This window comes from Nonomuraea sp. 3N208, assembly GCF_052245935.1.
GTDB lineage: Bacteria > Actinomycetota > Actinomycetes > Streptosporangiales > Streptosporangiaceae > Nonomuraea.
This window is the reverse complement of the sequence record NZ_JBQQBR010000057.1, coordinates 23,732-38,802: the sequence shown is the minus strand read 5'-3', so window position 1 is coordinate 38,802 and position 15,071 is coordinate 23,732. Positions and strand designations below refer to the sequence as shown.

General features: G+C 68.1%; 15 protein-coding genes. 4 read left to right on the top strand and 11 right to left on the bottom strand.

Annotation, left to right across the window (positions count from 1 at the left end):
• Positions 1 to 96 precede the first annotated feature (96 nt).
• Both ACTWPT_RS51945 and ACTWPT_RS51940 read right to left on the bottom strand, forming a co-directional pair.
• Positions 97 to 1,029 (bottom strand): inositol monophosphatase family protein, encoded by a 933-nt coding sequence (locus tag ACTWPT_RS51945; protein ID WP_443184983.1) that lies wholly within the window; start codon positions 1,027 to 1,029, stop codon positions 97 to 99.
• A 17-nt stretch (positions 1,030 to 1,046) separates the two neighbouring features.
• Positions 1,047 to 2,189 carry a hypothetical protein gene (locus tag ACTWPT_RS51940; RefSeq protein ID WP_443184982.1) on the bottom strand — a complete coding sequence of 381 codons (1,143 nt, stop codon included), beginning with the start codon at positions 2,187 to 2,189 and terminating at the stop codon, positions 1,047 to 1,049.
• 159 nt (positions 2,190 to 2,348) lie between these two features.
• On the opposite strand from ACTWPT_RS51940, the gene ACTWPT_RS51935 reads away from it, so the two are divergent.
• The 3 genes from ACTWPT_RS51935 to ACTWPT_RS51925 all read left to right on the top strand — a co-directional run bounded on the left by ACTWPT_RS51935 (position 2,349) and on the right by ACTWPT_RS51925 (position 3,992).
• Entirely contained in the window at positions 2,349 to 2,753 is a 405-nt protein-coding gene (locus ACTWPT_RS51935; RefSeq protein WP_443184981.1) for a hypothetical protein, read from the top strand.
• A complete protein-coding gene (locus ACTWPT_RS51930; protein ID WP_443184980.1) occupies positions 2,750 to 2,959 on the top strand; it encodes a hypothetical protein in 210 nt (69 codons plus the stop codon). The genes ACTWPT_RS51935 and ACTWPT_RS51930 overlap by 4 nt, the downstream gene beginning before the upstream one ends.
• Before the next feature lie 433 nt (positions 2,960 to 3,392).
• Positions 3,393 to 3,992, top strand: coding sequence for an NUDIX domain-containing protein (locus ACTWPT_RS51925; RefSeq protein ID WP_443184979.1), 600 nt, complete (start codon positions 3,393 to 3,395; stop codon positions 3,990 to 3,992).
• 141 nt (positions 3,993 to 4,133) lie between these two features.
• Here the strand turns inward: ACTWPT_RS51925 and ACTWPT_RS51920 are convergent, their stop codons facing one another.
• The 9 genes from ACTWPT_RS51920 to ACTWPT_RS51880 form a co-directional block, all read right to left on the bottom strand.
• Complete coding sequence (locus tag ACTWPT_RS51920; protein WP_443184978.1) at positions 4,134 to 6,881, bottom strand: CDP-glycerol glycerophosphotransferase family protein; 2,748 nt, start codon at positions 6,879 to 6,881, stop codon at positions 4,134 to 4,136.
• A 208-nt stretch (positions 6,882 to 7,089) separates the two neighbouring features.
• On the bottom strand, positions 7,090 to 7,404 hold the full coding sequence (locus tag ACTWPT_RS51915; RefSeq protein WP_443184977.1) for an MGMT family protein: 315 nt from the start codon (positions 7,402 to 7,404) through the stop codon (positions 7,090 to 7,092).
• Positions 7,392 to 7,751 carry a hypothetical protein gene (locus ACTWPT_RS51910; RefSeq protein ID WP_443184976.1) on the bottom strand — a complete coding sequence of 120 codons (360 nt, stop codon included), beginning with the start codon at positions 7,749 to 7,751 and terminating at the stop codon, positions 7,392 to 7,394. Before ACTWPT_RS51910 ends, ACTWPT_RS51915 begins: the two co-directional genes overlap by 13 nt.
• Before the next feature lie 67 nt (positions 7,752 to 7,818).
• Positions 7,819 to 8,982, bottom strand: coding sequence for a S8 family serine peptidase (locus tag ACTWPT_RS51905; RefSeq protein WP_443184975.1), 1,164 nt, complete (start codon positions 8,980 to 8,982; stop codon positions 7,819 to 7,821).
• Positions 8,976 to 9,878, bottom strand: a complete 903-nt coding sequence (locus ACTWPT_RS51900) for a hypothetical protein (RefSeq protein ID WP_443184974.1) — start codon at positions 9,876 to 9,878, stop codon at positions 8,976 to 8,978. The genes ACTWPT_RS51905 and ACTWPT_RS51900 overlap by 7 nt, the downstream gene beginning before the upstream one ends.
• Positions 9,879 to 9,931: 53 nt before the next feature.
• Entirely contained in the window at positions 9,932 to 11,143 is a 1,212-nt protein-coding gene (locus tag ACTWPT_RS51895) for a S8 family serine peptidase (RefSeq protein ID WP_443184973.1), read from the bottom strand.
• A gap of 20 nt (positions 11,144 to 11,163) precedes the next feature.
• Entirely contained in the window at positions 11,164 to 11,880 is a 717-nt protein-coding gene (locus tag ACTWPT_RS51890; protein WP_443184972.1) for a hypothetical protein, read from the bottom strand.
• Between the two features lie 48 nt (positions 11,881 to 11,928).
• Positions 11,929 to 13,110, bottom strand: coding sequence for an adenylyltransferase/sulfurtransferase MoeZ (gene moeZ / locus ACTWPT_RS51885; protein WP_443184971.1), 1,182 nt, complete (start codon positions 13,108 to 13,110; stop codon positions 11,929 to 11,931).
• A 47-nt stretch (positions 13,111 to 13,157) separates the two neighbouring features.
• Entirely contained in the window at positions 13,158 to 14,057 is a 900-nt protein-coding gene (locus ACTWPT_RS51880; RefSeq protein ID WP_443184970.1) for an alpha/beta hydrolase, read from the bottom strand.
• Between the two features lie 364 nt (positions 14,058 to 14,421).
• Here ACTWPT_RS51880 and ACTWPT_RS51875 point away from each other — a divergent pair, with 364 nt between their 5' ends.
• The gene (locus ACTWPT_RS51875) at positions 14,422 to 14,769 is read left to right on the top strand and encodes a hypothetical protein (protein WP_443184969.1); all 348 of its coding nucleotides are present in this window, start codon (positions 14,422 to 14,424) and stop codon (positions 14,767 to 14,769) included.
• The last annotated feature ends 302 nt before the right edge of the window (positions 14,770 to 15,071 follow it).

The window sequence follows — 15,071 nt, the reverse complement described above, 5'->3', positions numbered from 1 at the left end:
CCGGCGTTCGCCGCGGCGATGGCGTAGCCGTGGCCGGCCCTATCCTGGGATATCTGGCTTCGACCGTGGCTGGCCTCTTCCTCATCTACAACCTCTTCAACTGAAGGTGATAGCAGACAGGATGTCTCGGGCCAGAGGCAGGCTGGAGGCGGCGACGAACTTGTATCGGTCCTCCATGGCCTTCGTGATGTCGGCCACAGTGCCAAATCCGTAGTCCAGTGGAATGGGACGGCCTTCCAGATCCAGGACCGTCCCACCCGCCGCCTGAAGGATGTAGTGACCAGGAGCGAGATCCCACGTGGCGAAGCCCTTGGCAAACTCGATCATGGCATCACTGAAGCCCGCCGCGATGTGGCATAGCCCGATCGATCCGAAGTCCACGCCGATACGGCCTCGCCTTGCCCCGTCTGCCGCTGGGCGGCTCAACTCCTCCATCAGTCCGGCTTGCTGTGCGAGCGGTATGAAGCGCTCGCTGGGTTTCATGAAGAAGTTCGTAACGAGGGACTCCCCCAGCGGCGTCGACCGGTCCAGCCGTAGGGCGTGAGGAGTCCCGTCCTGGGTGATGACGAAGGCACGCTCCTGGCCGTCATCGTCACGGGCCGCGGCGTAGATCTGTAGGTGATGGAAGATGTCGCCCACTACGGCCGCGATCGGACGCGCGAGGCTCCGCGAGTAGATCAGGACATGCGTGTAGCCGTATAGCGCTCGAACTGCCATCTCACTCGTGTCGAGTGGGTCCACCAGGACGCAAAGGTCCGGCTCCGGATCATCTCCGATGACTTGGGGGTCTGCCTCCTCAGAGGCGTAGACGTACGAGGGGATGATCTCGGTCAGCAACTCCCGGTAGCGCTCATGCATCCAAAGGTCGTACTTGGACAGGAAGTTGTCGGAGTGTCGGGTATTTCGGCTCTCTGAACGGTTGCCCGACAGTGCAGCCTCGATAAGCCGCGGCCGAAGCTCGCGGATCACCGTCGCCACGAGCCCCGCGAGCTGGTGAGCAATGCCGAAGAGAGGGGGATGGGATGTCACGACGCACCTCCGTGCCGTCAGCGTAGCTCTAGGGGTGGCTCGATCCCAGGAGGGCTCATCGTCGCGGCGATGAACACGGCCTTGAAGTCCGCAGCCCGCATGATGCCCGCGCCAGTGAGATCGTCAAAGCGCGCTACCTCAAGGTCCCGTTCCTTCGTCATCGCGCCAAAGACAGCGAAGTAGATTTCGGCACCCGGGTAACGCTTTCTGATCTCTCGCGTAATGAAGCCAACTACATCGGCGTGCTTGACCTCGAAGTCACACAAGATGATTGAGGGCGCGTCTGGTAGGTGCGGGCACATGGATGCCTGATCGAGCTCGATGAAGTCGCGGCTCTTGTTGCACTTGAGGTAGCCGATGGGGCAGCGCCCGAACTGGGCGGATGCAAGGAAGGTTGCCATGACGAGGCCGGCCTCGTTGATGCCGAAGCACGCATCGACGTCTAGCCGGCGCCCCACGTTCTTAATCTGGTGAATGAGCCGCTCGATCCCGTAGCCGAACGATGCCCAGCCCTGGTTAAGCAGCTGCCCCGGTCTGGGGTTGGGGAGGGTATAGAGCCATCTGTCTGGGCTGCCGAACTCCATGGTGGGGACGACAAGGTTGAAGTCCGCGCCGATGATGCTCTCTTTAGCGGCGTTCACCTGTCCGTTTGACCTGGCCTGGCGCCCTCTGGGGTCTGCTTGCGGTTCCTCCCCCACGGTGGACGAATCGGCCTCCGCGTACCTCCTAAGCGAGAGCTGATCTTCTGGTGTGAGACGTTCATATGCCTCCGCCACCAGATCAATGGGAGCGATGTGCTCATTTGCCACGCCAAGAGGACCACTGCCGTATGCAGTGGCAAGGACCAGCAGGCTTGAGAAGCTTGGAGGCGATCCCGCTCCGCCACGTTCACGTGCCCAGGTCTCCCAGGCATTGATTGTTGTACCGCCCAAGCTGGTCTGATTGCCTGTCACCTGGTTGTACCTATCAGCCGCTTGCACCTGAGAAAGCCCGCACACGTAGCGGTAAGCCTGAAGGCTAGGTATGTCCGGGTGCTGATTGAGTAGCTCTATTGCGGCCTTTTTGACAGAACCTGCCTCTTGCCACAATTCTCGCCCGATACGTGCCAGTTTGCGCCCCTGTGCTTGCGGGCTTTCCTCTATTCCTCGTCGGGTAGGCATCCTTGGCCTCCTCATCGGCTCAACGCTAGATTACCCATTTCGATGGGCAATCACTTGAGATCCGTAAAAGTGCGCAGGTCAGGGCTACCTTGAGATCCGATTGTTTGTGGACGCCCTCAAAGGTGCGGGTGAGGCTCACGCGCTCCTACCGTCAAAGGTATGGGCGTTACGCATACAACCGCATCAGCCGATTACCTGCTAGGCGAGCCGATACCGGAGGAGCAGGCGGCGGCACAGAACGCCGCCCTAGATCGGGTTCTAGAGCATCTGACCGCCGTAAGTGTCCATGCGCAACTGATCAAGCGCCTCGTGCTCCGGTGCGAGACCAAACCCGATCCCTTCGCTGAGACGCTTTGGTATCCGCCGCAGCTGATCATCTACGCGGATGCGGGCTGGAAAGTTGCGACCATAAGCATCGGTCCCCGTTCCGGTAGCTACATGGTCGAGCTGGCGCGCGTCGGCCCCGAGAACGAGCCGCAGGCCAACAGGGTAGAGGTCGTGCCGGCGTGCCTGCCGAGCCGTATCGCCCGTCTCGTGGCGCAGAACGCGGGGGTAGCGGCGTGATCACCCGTGATGAGCTGCGGAAGGCTGACAAGCTGCGTTCGGTGTACGGGAACGCATGGGAAATCTGTACTGACGTGCCTGATGTTCTCTACGCGTGGCGACACGAGAACCTTGCCAAGCTGGACGGCCATCTAGTCAACGTCTTGCGCGCGGGCGACATTGACGAGCTGGCGAACAAGCTTGCCGAACAGGAGGCGCCGCAATGAGCAGCGGGCAGAGGCGTCCGCCCGTGAGCGTGCCGGCGTTTCCTACAGATCTGAAGAGTTCCAGAGGCCTGAGAAGGCGCGGGAGCGGGCCGAGGCGATACGAGAGGCGTGGCGGGAAGACCTCGCCACCCCATACGAAGGACCGTTGCAGCGGGCGTCATAGACGCCCCCGGCTACGGCTTCCCCGCGTTCTTAGTCGGGGCGCCAGCCCCCGGCCAGAAGGCAGACGAACCCCCGGTTTTCCTGCCTGAGGATCGCGAGCGCCCGCGCGATCGGCCGCCCCGCTGGTCGGGGGCGTCAAAGCAAAAGGCCCCCGGGCTCAGTCCGGCAGTCTGGCTTCCCCGCACACGACATCCACGTGTCACCGCTCGCTCTGGGGGGTACCTGCGAAAGCGAGGTGCGCACGGAACGTGCGTCCTTGTAACGTAGGGTCATGTTCTGGCAGGTCCACTCCGAGAAGACCCTGTACGCCGCCGCGCGGGTGGACGTCCGGGTCGCGGACGTGGAGCTGCCCGACGGGCGGCATCTCGATCATCACCTCGTCCGCACCGCACCCGCGGCCGGGGCGGTCGTCACCGACGAGCAGGACCGGGTCCTGCTGATCTGGCGGCACCGGTTCATCACCGACAGCTGGGGGTGGGAGATCCCGCTGGGGGAGGTCGACGAGGGTGAGATGCCGCAGGCAGCCGCGGCGCGGGAGGTCGAGCAGAAGACCGGCTGGCGTCCGGGCCTCCTGCGCCCGCTGCTCGCCGTCCAACCCGCCAACGGCTTCACCGACGCCCTGCATCACGTCTACTGCGCCGAATCGGCCACGCACGTCGGCACGCACGCGGATCCTTCACGGGCCGACCGCATCGACTGGCTCCCCATGTCCGGGATCCGCAAGCTGATCGACAACGGCGACATCGTCTGCGGCACCACCTTGTCGTCCCTGCTCTATCTCCTGCTCGACCACATGCCTGGGGACCGCGAGCCGACGTTCGACCCCACCCGTCAGATCCTCCTCCGCGACATCCCGGGCCTCCAGTTGTAACCCCTGAGCCGGTCAACTAGACGCTCCGTCACGGCGAGCAACCCGTGAGCCTTCACGACCGGCCATGACAGACGGCAAGGGTCTACGGCGCGTGCGGTGACGTTGGGCGACCGTAAAGGATGGCGGGTTTGGGGTTGGGTGTCACGAGAACAGGTGGTCGACCACCCGAGCGGTGGCTTTGCCGTCGTCACGGGGAGCAAACGTCGCGCGGAACGCGTCGTAGCGGTCGGCGTGTGCTGCGGCGACCGAGTCGATCGACCGTAGAGCATCGATCACCTCGGCCGACGTCGACAGCACCGGGCCCGGCGCCTGCTCGGTCAGGTCGAAGTACATGCCCCGCTTCGACGAATACTTCGCCAGGTCGTAGCCATAGAGCACGATCGGGCGGCCGGTGCACGCGAAGTCGAACATCACCGAGGAATAGTCCGTGACCAGGACGTCGGCCACCAGCAGCAGATCGGCCATGTCCGGATATGTGGTGACGTCGTGGGCGATGTCGGGGACGGCCGGGATGGCCTGCATGGGATGGGCGCGGACCAGGATCTCGTGGTCGGCGCCCAGCGCCTCGCGGGCCTTGGCCAGGTCCAGCTTCACCATGGCGTTCTTGCGGTCGTAGTCCCGCCACGTCGGCGCGTACAGGATCACCCGCTTGCCCTCCGCCAGCCCGAGCCGCTCGCGCACCGCGGCCGCCAGAGCGTCGCGGTCCGGCGAGTTGAGCACGTCGTTGCGGGGCAACCCGCTCTCCAGGATCTCGCCCTTGTAGCCGAACGCCTTGCGCAACACGGGGGTCGCCCACGGCGACTGCGACACCAGCAGGTCCCAGCCGCGCACCTCCGCCGCCTGGCGATGCCAGATCGGTGGCTTGGGGTCGCGGTTCATGTGGGGCTGGTCATTGCCGATGATCTTGGCTGGGGTGCCGTGCCAGGTCTGCACCACCATCTGGTCCTCGCGGGCGCGGAACCAGGCGGGCAGGAACGAGTTGGTCACGATGTGGCGGGACCTGGCCAAGGCGGCGTGGTGCTCGCGGCTGCCGGCGCGCACGACGGTCGCGTTGCCCGGCGGCACGAACGCGCCGTCCTTGACGATCCAGATGTGCTCGCGGTCGTCGCCCCGCCGCAGCCGCTCCTCGTAGATGGCGCGGACGCTGTCGGCGTAGAGCCGCCCGTCGTTGACGACGTAGACGGTCGCGTCCGTCAGCGGCTCCGTGCGCTGCGCCGGGTAGAAGACGCGCCGCAGCACATGAGTGCCCGCGACACCACGTTCGTCGGCCGGACGGGCCTCCTCCACGGTGACGACGGGCACGTCGAAGCGCGTCGAGATCATCCGGTACGTGCGTCCGTCGAACGTGCGCGGTTTCTCATCGAGGCCCGCCAGGGCGGCGTGGTCCATGCGCAGCGGGACGATCTCGCCGGATGGGTGGCGTACCGACATGTTCCAGGTGCCCGATGCCAGCGGCACGGGCTCACCGAAACGGTCCATGGCGGCGGGCTCGACGCGGACCGAGAAGTCCTCGCCGGAGCGCTCCATGGGAAGCAGGTAGGACAGGCCGGACCGGTGTCGCAGGGTGAGCGTGCGGGGGCCGGGCGCGTCCGGGTAGTGGCCGTGCAGCACGAGCACGGAGCCTTCCCAGACCGCCGAGGTGATCACGGGGCGGATGCGGTGGGCGGAGACCACGACGCGGTCGCGGCGGTCGCCGAGCACGGTGATCTCGCGGTCCCCCACGACCGTGCGGGTCTCGACGAGATCGGCGAGCATGACCGAGGCCGCCGGGTCGCCCTTGGGCTCGACCCAGAGCCGCCGTCCGTCCTTCTCCTGCAGCAGGGAGGGCACGGCCAGCCCGACCACCACCTGCGTGCCGTCGCCGGACGACGTGAAGTCGGCGGCGATGCGGTGGCCGCCCAGCCTGGCGTGGCCCTTGGTGACCGTGCGGCCGGGCAGGGAGATCTTCAGCTCGAGGCGGTCGTCGTCGAGGGACACCTCGGTCAGCTCGGCCCGGTTGGGCTGGAGCACGACCTGCAGCGCCCGGTCGGACGTCCAGACCGGCCTGATCCACCACCCGGGCTTGAGCTTGCGCCCGGCGGGGCGCTCTGGCCGGCCGAGCGAGGAGCCGCGCAGCAGGCCGGTGGCCCGCGCGCCACGGCTCCAGAACACGATCTCGGCCCGCCACGTCGTGGTGTCGGGCACCGACGGCCGGTGCCGCATGCGGCGGCGCACGGCGGAGACCACACCGCGCACGGCGCCGCGCCAGCGCAGCGGCCACGGGCTCAGCTCCGCGCTGAAGCCGGACCAGTCGTAGTTGCAGCCGGGCTCGCGCGCCCCGTGAGTGGCCTCGGGCTCGTAGACTCGGCGCGTGCGCATGCGGATGGGCGGCAACCAGCGCGGCCCGCGCAGCACCACGGTCGCCCAGTTGAACCTGCGGCTGCGGACCGACAGTCCGGCGAGGTAGGCGAAGCCCGTGACGCGTAGCTTGCCGTTGACCCAGTTGATGTCGTCGATGTGGGTCACCGGCACCATGTCGGCCCGGCGCAGGCGGTAGAGGGCGGGCGGCAGCTCGTCACGGAAGGGCAGGTCGGCGTACCAGCTCAGGCCCTTGCGGATGCGCTTGGACGGCTCGGCCGCCGCGGTCACGACCTTGGTGAGCGTGTCGCCGTCGACGAGCTCGTCGTCGGGGCGGTGCTCGATCAGGTGCACGATGACCCGCCTGTCGACCGGCAGGTCGCGTTTGACCCCCGCGTCTACGCCCGCGAGGTACGGGCGCACGAGCGCGAGCATCTCGCGCCGCCGCGCGGAGCCGCGCTTGACCGCGAGATCGATGCGGGCCCCGAGGGGGCCGCTGAGCACCTCGGTGTCGAACGCCGCGTCGCGACCGCCGGGGCCGACCATTCGCATGACCGCTTCGAGAGGCTCGCCACGATCGCAGAGATCCTGGACAGCCTTCAGGCGGTCGGCAAGCGAATAACCGCCCTGGCTTTGGGCTGTGACGCCGGTGGCCATAGGGGAGGCACCGCCTTTCGGGCCGCCATCATTGTTCTGCCCATGGTAATGCGAGTCACATGTCACAGAATCGCCCGTTCGGCAAAACCGCAGGTCAGTCCACTTACTGAAAATCCCCTGAACGCCCGTCCCAGCGCGCCAGGCGCATATCGACGCGTTCTCCGCGCAGTGGAGTGCCTTCCTCGCGCCAATGGGCCAGGCAGCGTTGCAGATGGTCAGGGGCGGCGCCGCTGCCGTCGGCATGGACGACGCGCCACCAGGGCACGCCACCGCCCCACGTGGACATCACCTTGCCGACCTGGCGCGGGCCGCCTTCGCCCAGGTATTCGGCGATGTCCCCGTACGCCATGACCTTGCCGGGCGGGATGCGTTCGATGAGGTCGAGCACCCGCTCGGCGAAGGGGCTCAGGGGCTCCATGCGGCCGGGCCGGCGTCGATGATCGCCTCGAGCTTGCCGATCTCGACCACGCCGCCCCCTGTCTCGACCTCGATGACACCCTCGCGCAGCTTGTAGACCTCGCCGTCCTCGCCCACGAGCCGGGCGCCCAGCGCGGTGGCCAACCTCAGGAGTTGTGCCACCTGCCAGTCGGAGCCGGGCTCGCCGACCACTTGGCCCGCCCAGCGCGCCACCGGGTGCTTGCCACCCGCGTGGCCGGTCACGATCTCGTCTGATCCGCGCAGCTCGAAACCGGCCGGCGCGATGGCCCTCGCCAACTCCGCGAAGGCGAGTGGCGACTCGCGCACCACTCGCAGCTCGTATCCCATGACGGGGGACCCTAGCGGATCTCTTTGCCAACGAGAAACCCGCTGTCGTGCCTGGTCCAGGCCGTTCTCACGGTTCCTTTCGCTGGTTGAGCACGATGATCGCACCGCAGAACGTGATGAGCGCCAGTAGCACCCCGCCCCCGTAAACCCACATGTGCCATGGGTCGGGTCCCGGCCGGGTCGGCACAGGTGAGTCCTCGCCCTGGCCGAAGTGTTCCTTGCCGGACGCCCCCACGCTGCGCTGCACACTGGTCAGCCGCTCGGCGGCGTTGAGCGCGGCGGCGGCGTCGACCACGCCGAATCCGGTCTGGTCGTCGTATCCGGTGGCGGGCCGGCCGCGCGCGCTCATGGCCAGCGCCTGGGCGACCTGCTCGGGCGCCAGGGCCGGGTAGCGGGACTTGATGAGCGCGGCCACCCCGGCCACGAGCGCGGCGGCCGAGCTGGTGCCCTCCGACAACTCGTAGCCGCTCTTGCGCTTGACCACGGGCACCTCCATGCCGGGCGCGGCCACGAGCACCGACAGGTTGTCGCTGCTGAAGGGGGCCTTCCTGCCCTGCTTGTCGGTGGCCGCCACGCCGATCACGCCGGGGTAGCCGGCCGGGAAACTCCAGTAGGAGGTGCCCTTGTCCCTGGCGTAGCCGGTCTGGCCGTCGTTGCCCACGGCGGCGACCAGCACGACGCCCTTGCTGAGCGCGTACGAGACGGCCTCGCGCTCGGACTTGATCGGCCCGTACGAACCGATCGACATGCTGATGACCTTGGCGCCGTGGTTGGCCGCGTACCGCACGGCGCGGGCGAGCGGGCTCTCGGCGGCCATCTCCTCGTCCTCCAAGGGCGGGACGCCGAACTCGATGTCCGGCTCCTCGTCCGTGACCATGGGCAACGACAGGATTCGGGCCTCCGGTGCGACGCCGACCAGCCCGTCGTCCTCGCCGGACCCGGCTATCAGGCCGGCCATGGCGGTGCCGTGCCTGCCGGGCGGCAGGTCGCGGGCGATCGAACCCGACGTCATGTCGGGGCCGGCGCTGACGCGTCCCTTCAGCTCCTTGACCTCGGCGTCCACGCCGCTGTCCACGACGGCGACGGTGACGCCCGCCCCCTTGGTGACGGTCCACGCCTGCTCGACGTTGAGCGCGTCGAGCACCCACTGCTGCTGGTCCCTGACCGGTTCGGCGCTCGGTCCGATGAAGACCAGCAGCGCGGCGGCGATCGCGCGCACGGCGGTCAGCACACGTTCCCCTGCGTGCAGGGCGGCACCTTCGGGGGGTCCGCGAGGAAGTAAGCGATCTGGTGGCCGATCGACTTGGCCGCCGGCCACAGCTCGGGGTGCAGGATCTCCTCGGGCGGGATGGAGGCCCTGGTCCGCCCGTCGGCGTAGCCTGCCGTCGAGAACACGATGTACGGTCCCGCGCCGACCCAGCTCGTACGCTGCCGCTGGTCGGGCCCGAACCGCTCGCTCACGGTGCCGGGGAAGGCGACGGGCAGCACGCCGACGCGGTCGTCCTGGGTGAGCTCCTCGGTGGCCGACACCCTGGACGCCTCGTCCCTGAGCACCGCCACGCCCACCGTGAAGACGAACGACGCCGTCTGGTCGATGTACGTGGCCCGCAGCATGGTGACGCAGCCGTGGCTGTCGAGCACTCCGGCCACGGAGGCGTCCACGCCCTTGCCGCACTGGGTCTCGGGGGCGATGCCGACGCGCCTGGCGTACTGCTGGGCGCGGTCGAGCCCGAGGTACTTCACCTCTTCGGGGAAGACGCCCGTCGCCGGCCACGCCTGCCAGCGCCTGGCGATCTCCTCCTGCTTGTACTTGTTCTGTTCTGCGGAGGTCAGCGGGCGCGCCCGCGTCTCGTTGAGCAGCCCGACCGTGCCGAGCAGCACGATGGCGGCCGACATGGTGATGATGACGCCGAGCAGCGCCACGAAGATGCGCCGGTAGCGGATGCCCTGCTGGAGCGCGTCGAGTTCGGCGCGCTGTTTGGCGGCCGTGCCCCTGCGGGAGCCCGCGGCCGGCCAGGCACGCACGCGTGACCGGCGGCCGGTGGTGGCGCCGAGCGGGTTCCTACGTCCCGGCGTGGATTCACCCCCGGCGCGCGGCAGTCCTGAGATCGACCTACGTGCCTTCACCACCGCCTCTTCCTGCGTTCGGCCTGTCTATTTCGTCCCCTTTAGTGGAGAGATCATGCGTCTTGCGAGCTGTGCGCCCGTCGTACGCGTCTGACCAGGGTGAATATGACGGTCAGAGCCGCGATCGCACCTGCGGCCGCCGCGGCGGCGATGGCCGCGTAGACCCTGACGCGCTCGTCGTCCCGCACGATGACCTTGATCGGACCGGCCTGCCCGCCGCCGGCCACCGGCTTGGCGGGGTCCTGGGCCTCGGCGCCCGCCGCGGTCTCGGTGTGCCCCGCCAGCCGGCCAGCCTCGACCAGGGCGCGGGCGGCGTTGACGACGCCGAAGCCGGTGGCCGTGTCGTAGCCGCCGGGCGGGCGGTCGGTGGCGCCGGCGGTGAGGGCCTGGGCGACAAGCGGCGGCGACATGTCGGGATATTTCGCCTTAATGAGGGCGGCGACGCCGGACACGAGCGCTGTCGCCTGCGAGGTGCCCCTGCCGACCCAGTACTCGTCGCCGGGGCCCGCGCCCATGATGTCCACACCGGGCGCGGCGACCTGCACCGAGGAGTTCCAGTTGGAAAACGTGGCCCGCCGCAACCGCCGGTCCGTCGCCCCCACCGAGACCACCCCAGGAAACGCCGCCGGGTAGGAGTAGGGCGCGAAATCGCCGTCGATCTTCCGGTCCCCGTCGTTGCCCGCGGCGGCGACGAGCACGACGCCCTTGGAGATCGCGTAGCGGATGGCCGCCCGCTCCTCCTGGGTCGCCAGCTCCTTGGAGATCGACATGTTGATCACGTCCGCCCCCTCGTCGACCGCGTACCTGATGCCTCGGGCCACGACGTTCTCGAAGCGCTCCGCCGAGTTGAACTCACGGAAACCCGGCTCCTCGTCCTCGAGAATGACCCTTACTGACAGTACGTCCGCTTCGGGCGCGACGCCGATGATCCCCAGCTTTCCTTGGCGGCCGTGACCGTGCCCGGCGATCAGCGAGGCCATGTACGTGCCGTGCAACCTGCGCGGAGCCACGCCGGGCGGGTTCGCGCCCGCGGTGAAATCCTTGCCCACCCGGACCGAGCCGATGAGGTCGCGATGGCGTGGATCGACGCCAGAGTCGAGCACCGCCACCGTGACCCCGACGCCCTTGCTGACGCGCCACGCCTGGGTCAGCTCCAGCGTCTTGATCACCTGCCGCTGACCGCCACGCACGTCGTCGGCCCGCGCGGGTGCGGCGACGAACAGCAGCATCCCGGCCGCCGCCGCCGACACCACGCGTCTCAGCACGCTTGCTGGGCTGCCCTGGCTCAGCACTGCCATTCCTCAGCGGTGCAATCGGGCATCTTGGGCGTGCTGAGACCGGTCAGCACATGCTCGGAGATCTCTGTGGCGAAGGCGAAGACTTCCGGGCGCGGCTCGCCGACCGCGCTCCCCGGCCGGCCGTCCACCTCACCGGCCGTGGTCAGCACCAGGTACGGTCCCGCCTGCCGGACCGACCCGGTCTGGCGCACGGCGGGAGTGAAGCGGTGGGCGATCGTGTTGCCGAAGGGCAGCGGGCGCAGCCCGGGCACGGGTTTGCCGCTGTCGGCGAACGCCGACTTGGCCCGCGCGGCGCCCAGCTCGTCACGCAGGGCCGCCACGCCGACGGTGACGAGCACGCCACGCAGCGCGTCGATGTAGGTGGCGCGCAGCAGGCCGCGGCAACCCGCCTTACGCAGGGCCTTGGCCGCCTTGGCGTCCACGGAGTCGCACGCGGTGTGCGGGGAGATGCCGATCCTGCTCGCCCGCTCCTTCCCGCCCTGCTCGGCGGAGTACGGCAATGTGGCGGGGAAGATACGGCCCGCGGGCCAGGTGCGCCAGCGCTCGGCGACCTCCCGCTTGGCCGCCGCGTGCAGTTCGGCGGCGCTCGGGCCGCGCGTGAGCTCGGTGCTCGCCGCGCTGCCCGCCACCCCGGCGGCCACCGCGCAGACCAGGGTCAGCGCGGAGGCCGCCACCAGGGTCGGCCAGAGGCGGGCTGAGTTCACGCCCTCGACCCTAACCGGGTCGTCCGGCAGTACACCGCCAGAGAAGGCTCAATAGCTGGGCAGGCTGGGGTCGACGGTCTTGATCCAGCTGAGCACCCCGCCGCCCACGTGGACGGCGTCGGAGAATCCGGCGTTCTTGACGACCGCCAGGGCCTCCGCCGAGCGCGCGCCCGACTTGCAGTGCAGGACGATGCGCTTGTCCTGCGGCAGCTTCTCCAGGGCCGAGCCGTTGAGGAACTCGCCCTTGGGGATGAGCGTCGCGCCGGGGATCGAGACGATCTCGTACTCGTTCGGCTCACGCACGTCCACGAGGAAGATGTTGTCCCCGCGGTCCTGCATGTCCTTGAGCTCCAGCGCGGTGATCGTGGAGCCGGTGGCGGCCTCGGCGGCCTCGTCGGAGATCGCGCCGCAGAACGCCTCGTAGTCCTCGAGCAGCTCGGTGACCGTCGGGTTCTTGCCGCACAGGACGCACTCGGGGTCCTTGCGGACCTTGACGTCGCGGTACTTCATCTCCAGGGCGTCGTAGATCATCAGCCGCCCGACCAGCGGGTCGCCGATGCCGGTCAGCAGCTTGATCGCCTCGTTGACCTGGATGGAGCCGATCGACGCGCAGAGCACGCCGAGCACGCCGCCCTCGGCGCACGAGGGCACCATGCCGGGAGGCGGGGGCTCCGGGTAGAGGCAGCGGTAGCACGGCCCGTGCTCGGCCCAGAACACGCTGGCCTGGCCGTCGAAGCGGTAGATCGAGCCCCAGACGTACGGCTTGCCGAGCAGCACCGCGGCGTCGTTCACCATGTAGCGCGTGGCGAAGTTGTCGGTGCCGTCGACGATGAGGTCGTAGCCGGAGAAGATCTCCATGACGTTTTCCGTGGTCAGCGCCGTGTTGTGGATGACGACCTCGACCAGCGGGTTGATCTCGCGGACCGACGCCGCGGCGCTCTCGGCCTTCAGCCTGCCCACGTCGGACTGGCCGTGGATGATCTGGCGCTGCAGGTTGGACTCATCGACCACGTCGAAGTCGATGATGCCGAGGGTGCCGACGCCCGCCGCCGCGAGGTACATCAGCGCGGGCGAGCCCAGGCCCCCGGCGCCCACACACAGCACCTTGGCGTTCTTCAGCCGCTTCTGCCCCGCCATGCCCACGTCGGGAATGATCAGGTGGCGCGAGTAGCGGCGCACTTCGTCGACGGTCAGCTCTGCGGCCGGCTCGACCAGCGGTGGCAACGACACTTTCTACGCTCCCGTTATCCAGGGGATCCCTGTCCTCACCTTGAAACCTAGCTGGCGAGTGGGGCATTCCCCAACCGAGTCTCACCGATCAGACGGCGTGCTTCGGCCGCCACGACCTGCGGCATCTCCATCATCGCCACATGACCCGCCGTCGGCAGCAGCACGATCCTGGCCTTCGCGAACGTACGCAGCGCCTTCGCGGCCATGGCCGGGCGCACGAGGCGGTCGCGTCGGCCGTGCATGATCAGGGTCGGCGCCTGGACCCTGGCCGCCTGGCGCCAGAGACTGTCCTCACCACGGCGGAAGTATTCGGCCACGATGCTCCGGGCCGAGCCGATCATCGACTGGGCGGCGTACGGGAGGTCGTCGCGTCTGCGGAGCTCGTCGATCGCGTCGCGCAGGCGTACCGGATGGACGGCGTTCACATCGGCCCAGACCATGGACACGGTGGCGTTGACGCGCTGCTCGGCCGGGACCAGGCGCATCTTGCCCGCCACCCACTCGCCCAGCATGGGGATCGCGGCGGCGGCCACGCGGATGGGCCCGTACCTGGGCAGCAGATCCGGGAGGGCGGGTGAGATGAGGGTGAGCGAGCGGACCAGGTCGGGGCGAGTGGCGGCGACCCTGACGGCGATCGCGCCGCCCAGCGAGTTGCCGAACAGGTGGGCCGGGCCGGTCTGCTTCAGGAGGCCGGTCACAGCGCCGGCGTGCGCGGCCACCGTGTAGTCGCCGTCGCCGGGCGCGGGTGAGTATCCGGCGCCAGGCAGGTCGAGCGCGTGGCCGGTGACCGTGTCCTTGAGCTCGTCCATGAGGTCGGTCCAGTTGGTGGCCGAGCCGGCCAATCCGTGGACGAACACCGCTTGCTCGGCGGGCCCCTCAGGGGTGGACCTGACGTGCACTGAGTCCAGCATGCGTCCTGGCCAGTGCGGGATCGGCTTGGCTGCCATGCCCCCTCCTCGTCGTTCACTCCCACTCTGCGCGTCGTTAACCTCCACGATAACCATGCCGCGGCACCACACGGCGTCATTTCGGACATTTCGTACTTATCGCCATTTATTAGGGCATATGGCGCGCTTTGTCGCGGGCCCCCCGCATGAGGAGAGGTGGACAAATCATCTCAATTCATTTCATTTAAGTTTAATGGGAGCAATGAGAGCGTTCGTGTATAGCAAAAACGTTCGAGGCCTGTTTGCGATACCTACGCATCGGACATCAAAGGGACAGATGACGCATTGTCGCCATCCACGACATTTTCCGATCAACTAGAAAATGTCGGGAACCAGGGCAATCGATCCTTTGGGGGGGAACTCAATGCCCACGTTCAAGACAATCGTCGCAGGGCTGGCCATCAGCACAGCAGCGACCGGCGGCGCCATCAGCCTGAGCTCGCTGACCACAGCCTCGGCCGCCAGCGCGACGACCGCCTCCGCCGCCACCACCACGGCCGGCCTCTTCACCGGCTGCCGCAAGCGCTGCGGCTGGGGCTGGGGCGGGGGATGGGGCGGACGCGGATGGGGCGGACGCCACCACTCTCGCCACCACTCGAAGGTAAAGATCCACATCCACAACAACAACCAGCAGAGCCAGAATCAGGGTTCCCGCCAGGACCAGGATCAGAGCCAGTTCCCATGGGACGTCCTCAACGATGAAGAGGACTGACAGTTCCAGGCAGTGACCTGGAGCGATCGGCAGGCGGTCCTGCGAAACCATCCCGGTTGACGTGAGCCGTGACCGAAGTCCGTGAGGGTGATCGCGCAGCGTCGAAGCGATGAGCCGACGCAGGACGCCGACACGGAGCACCGGCACTGACTCAAGGGCCGGACCAGGAAAGGCGCCCACCAAGCGCTCAGGCCACCGGATCGCAACATATGCGCCCTCGGCAATTCGCCGCCGAGGGCGCATTCACGTGTTCCCAAGCTCCACGTAGCGGACGGACGGCCGCCGCACCCAAAGGGACAAAT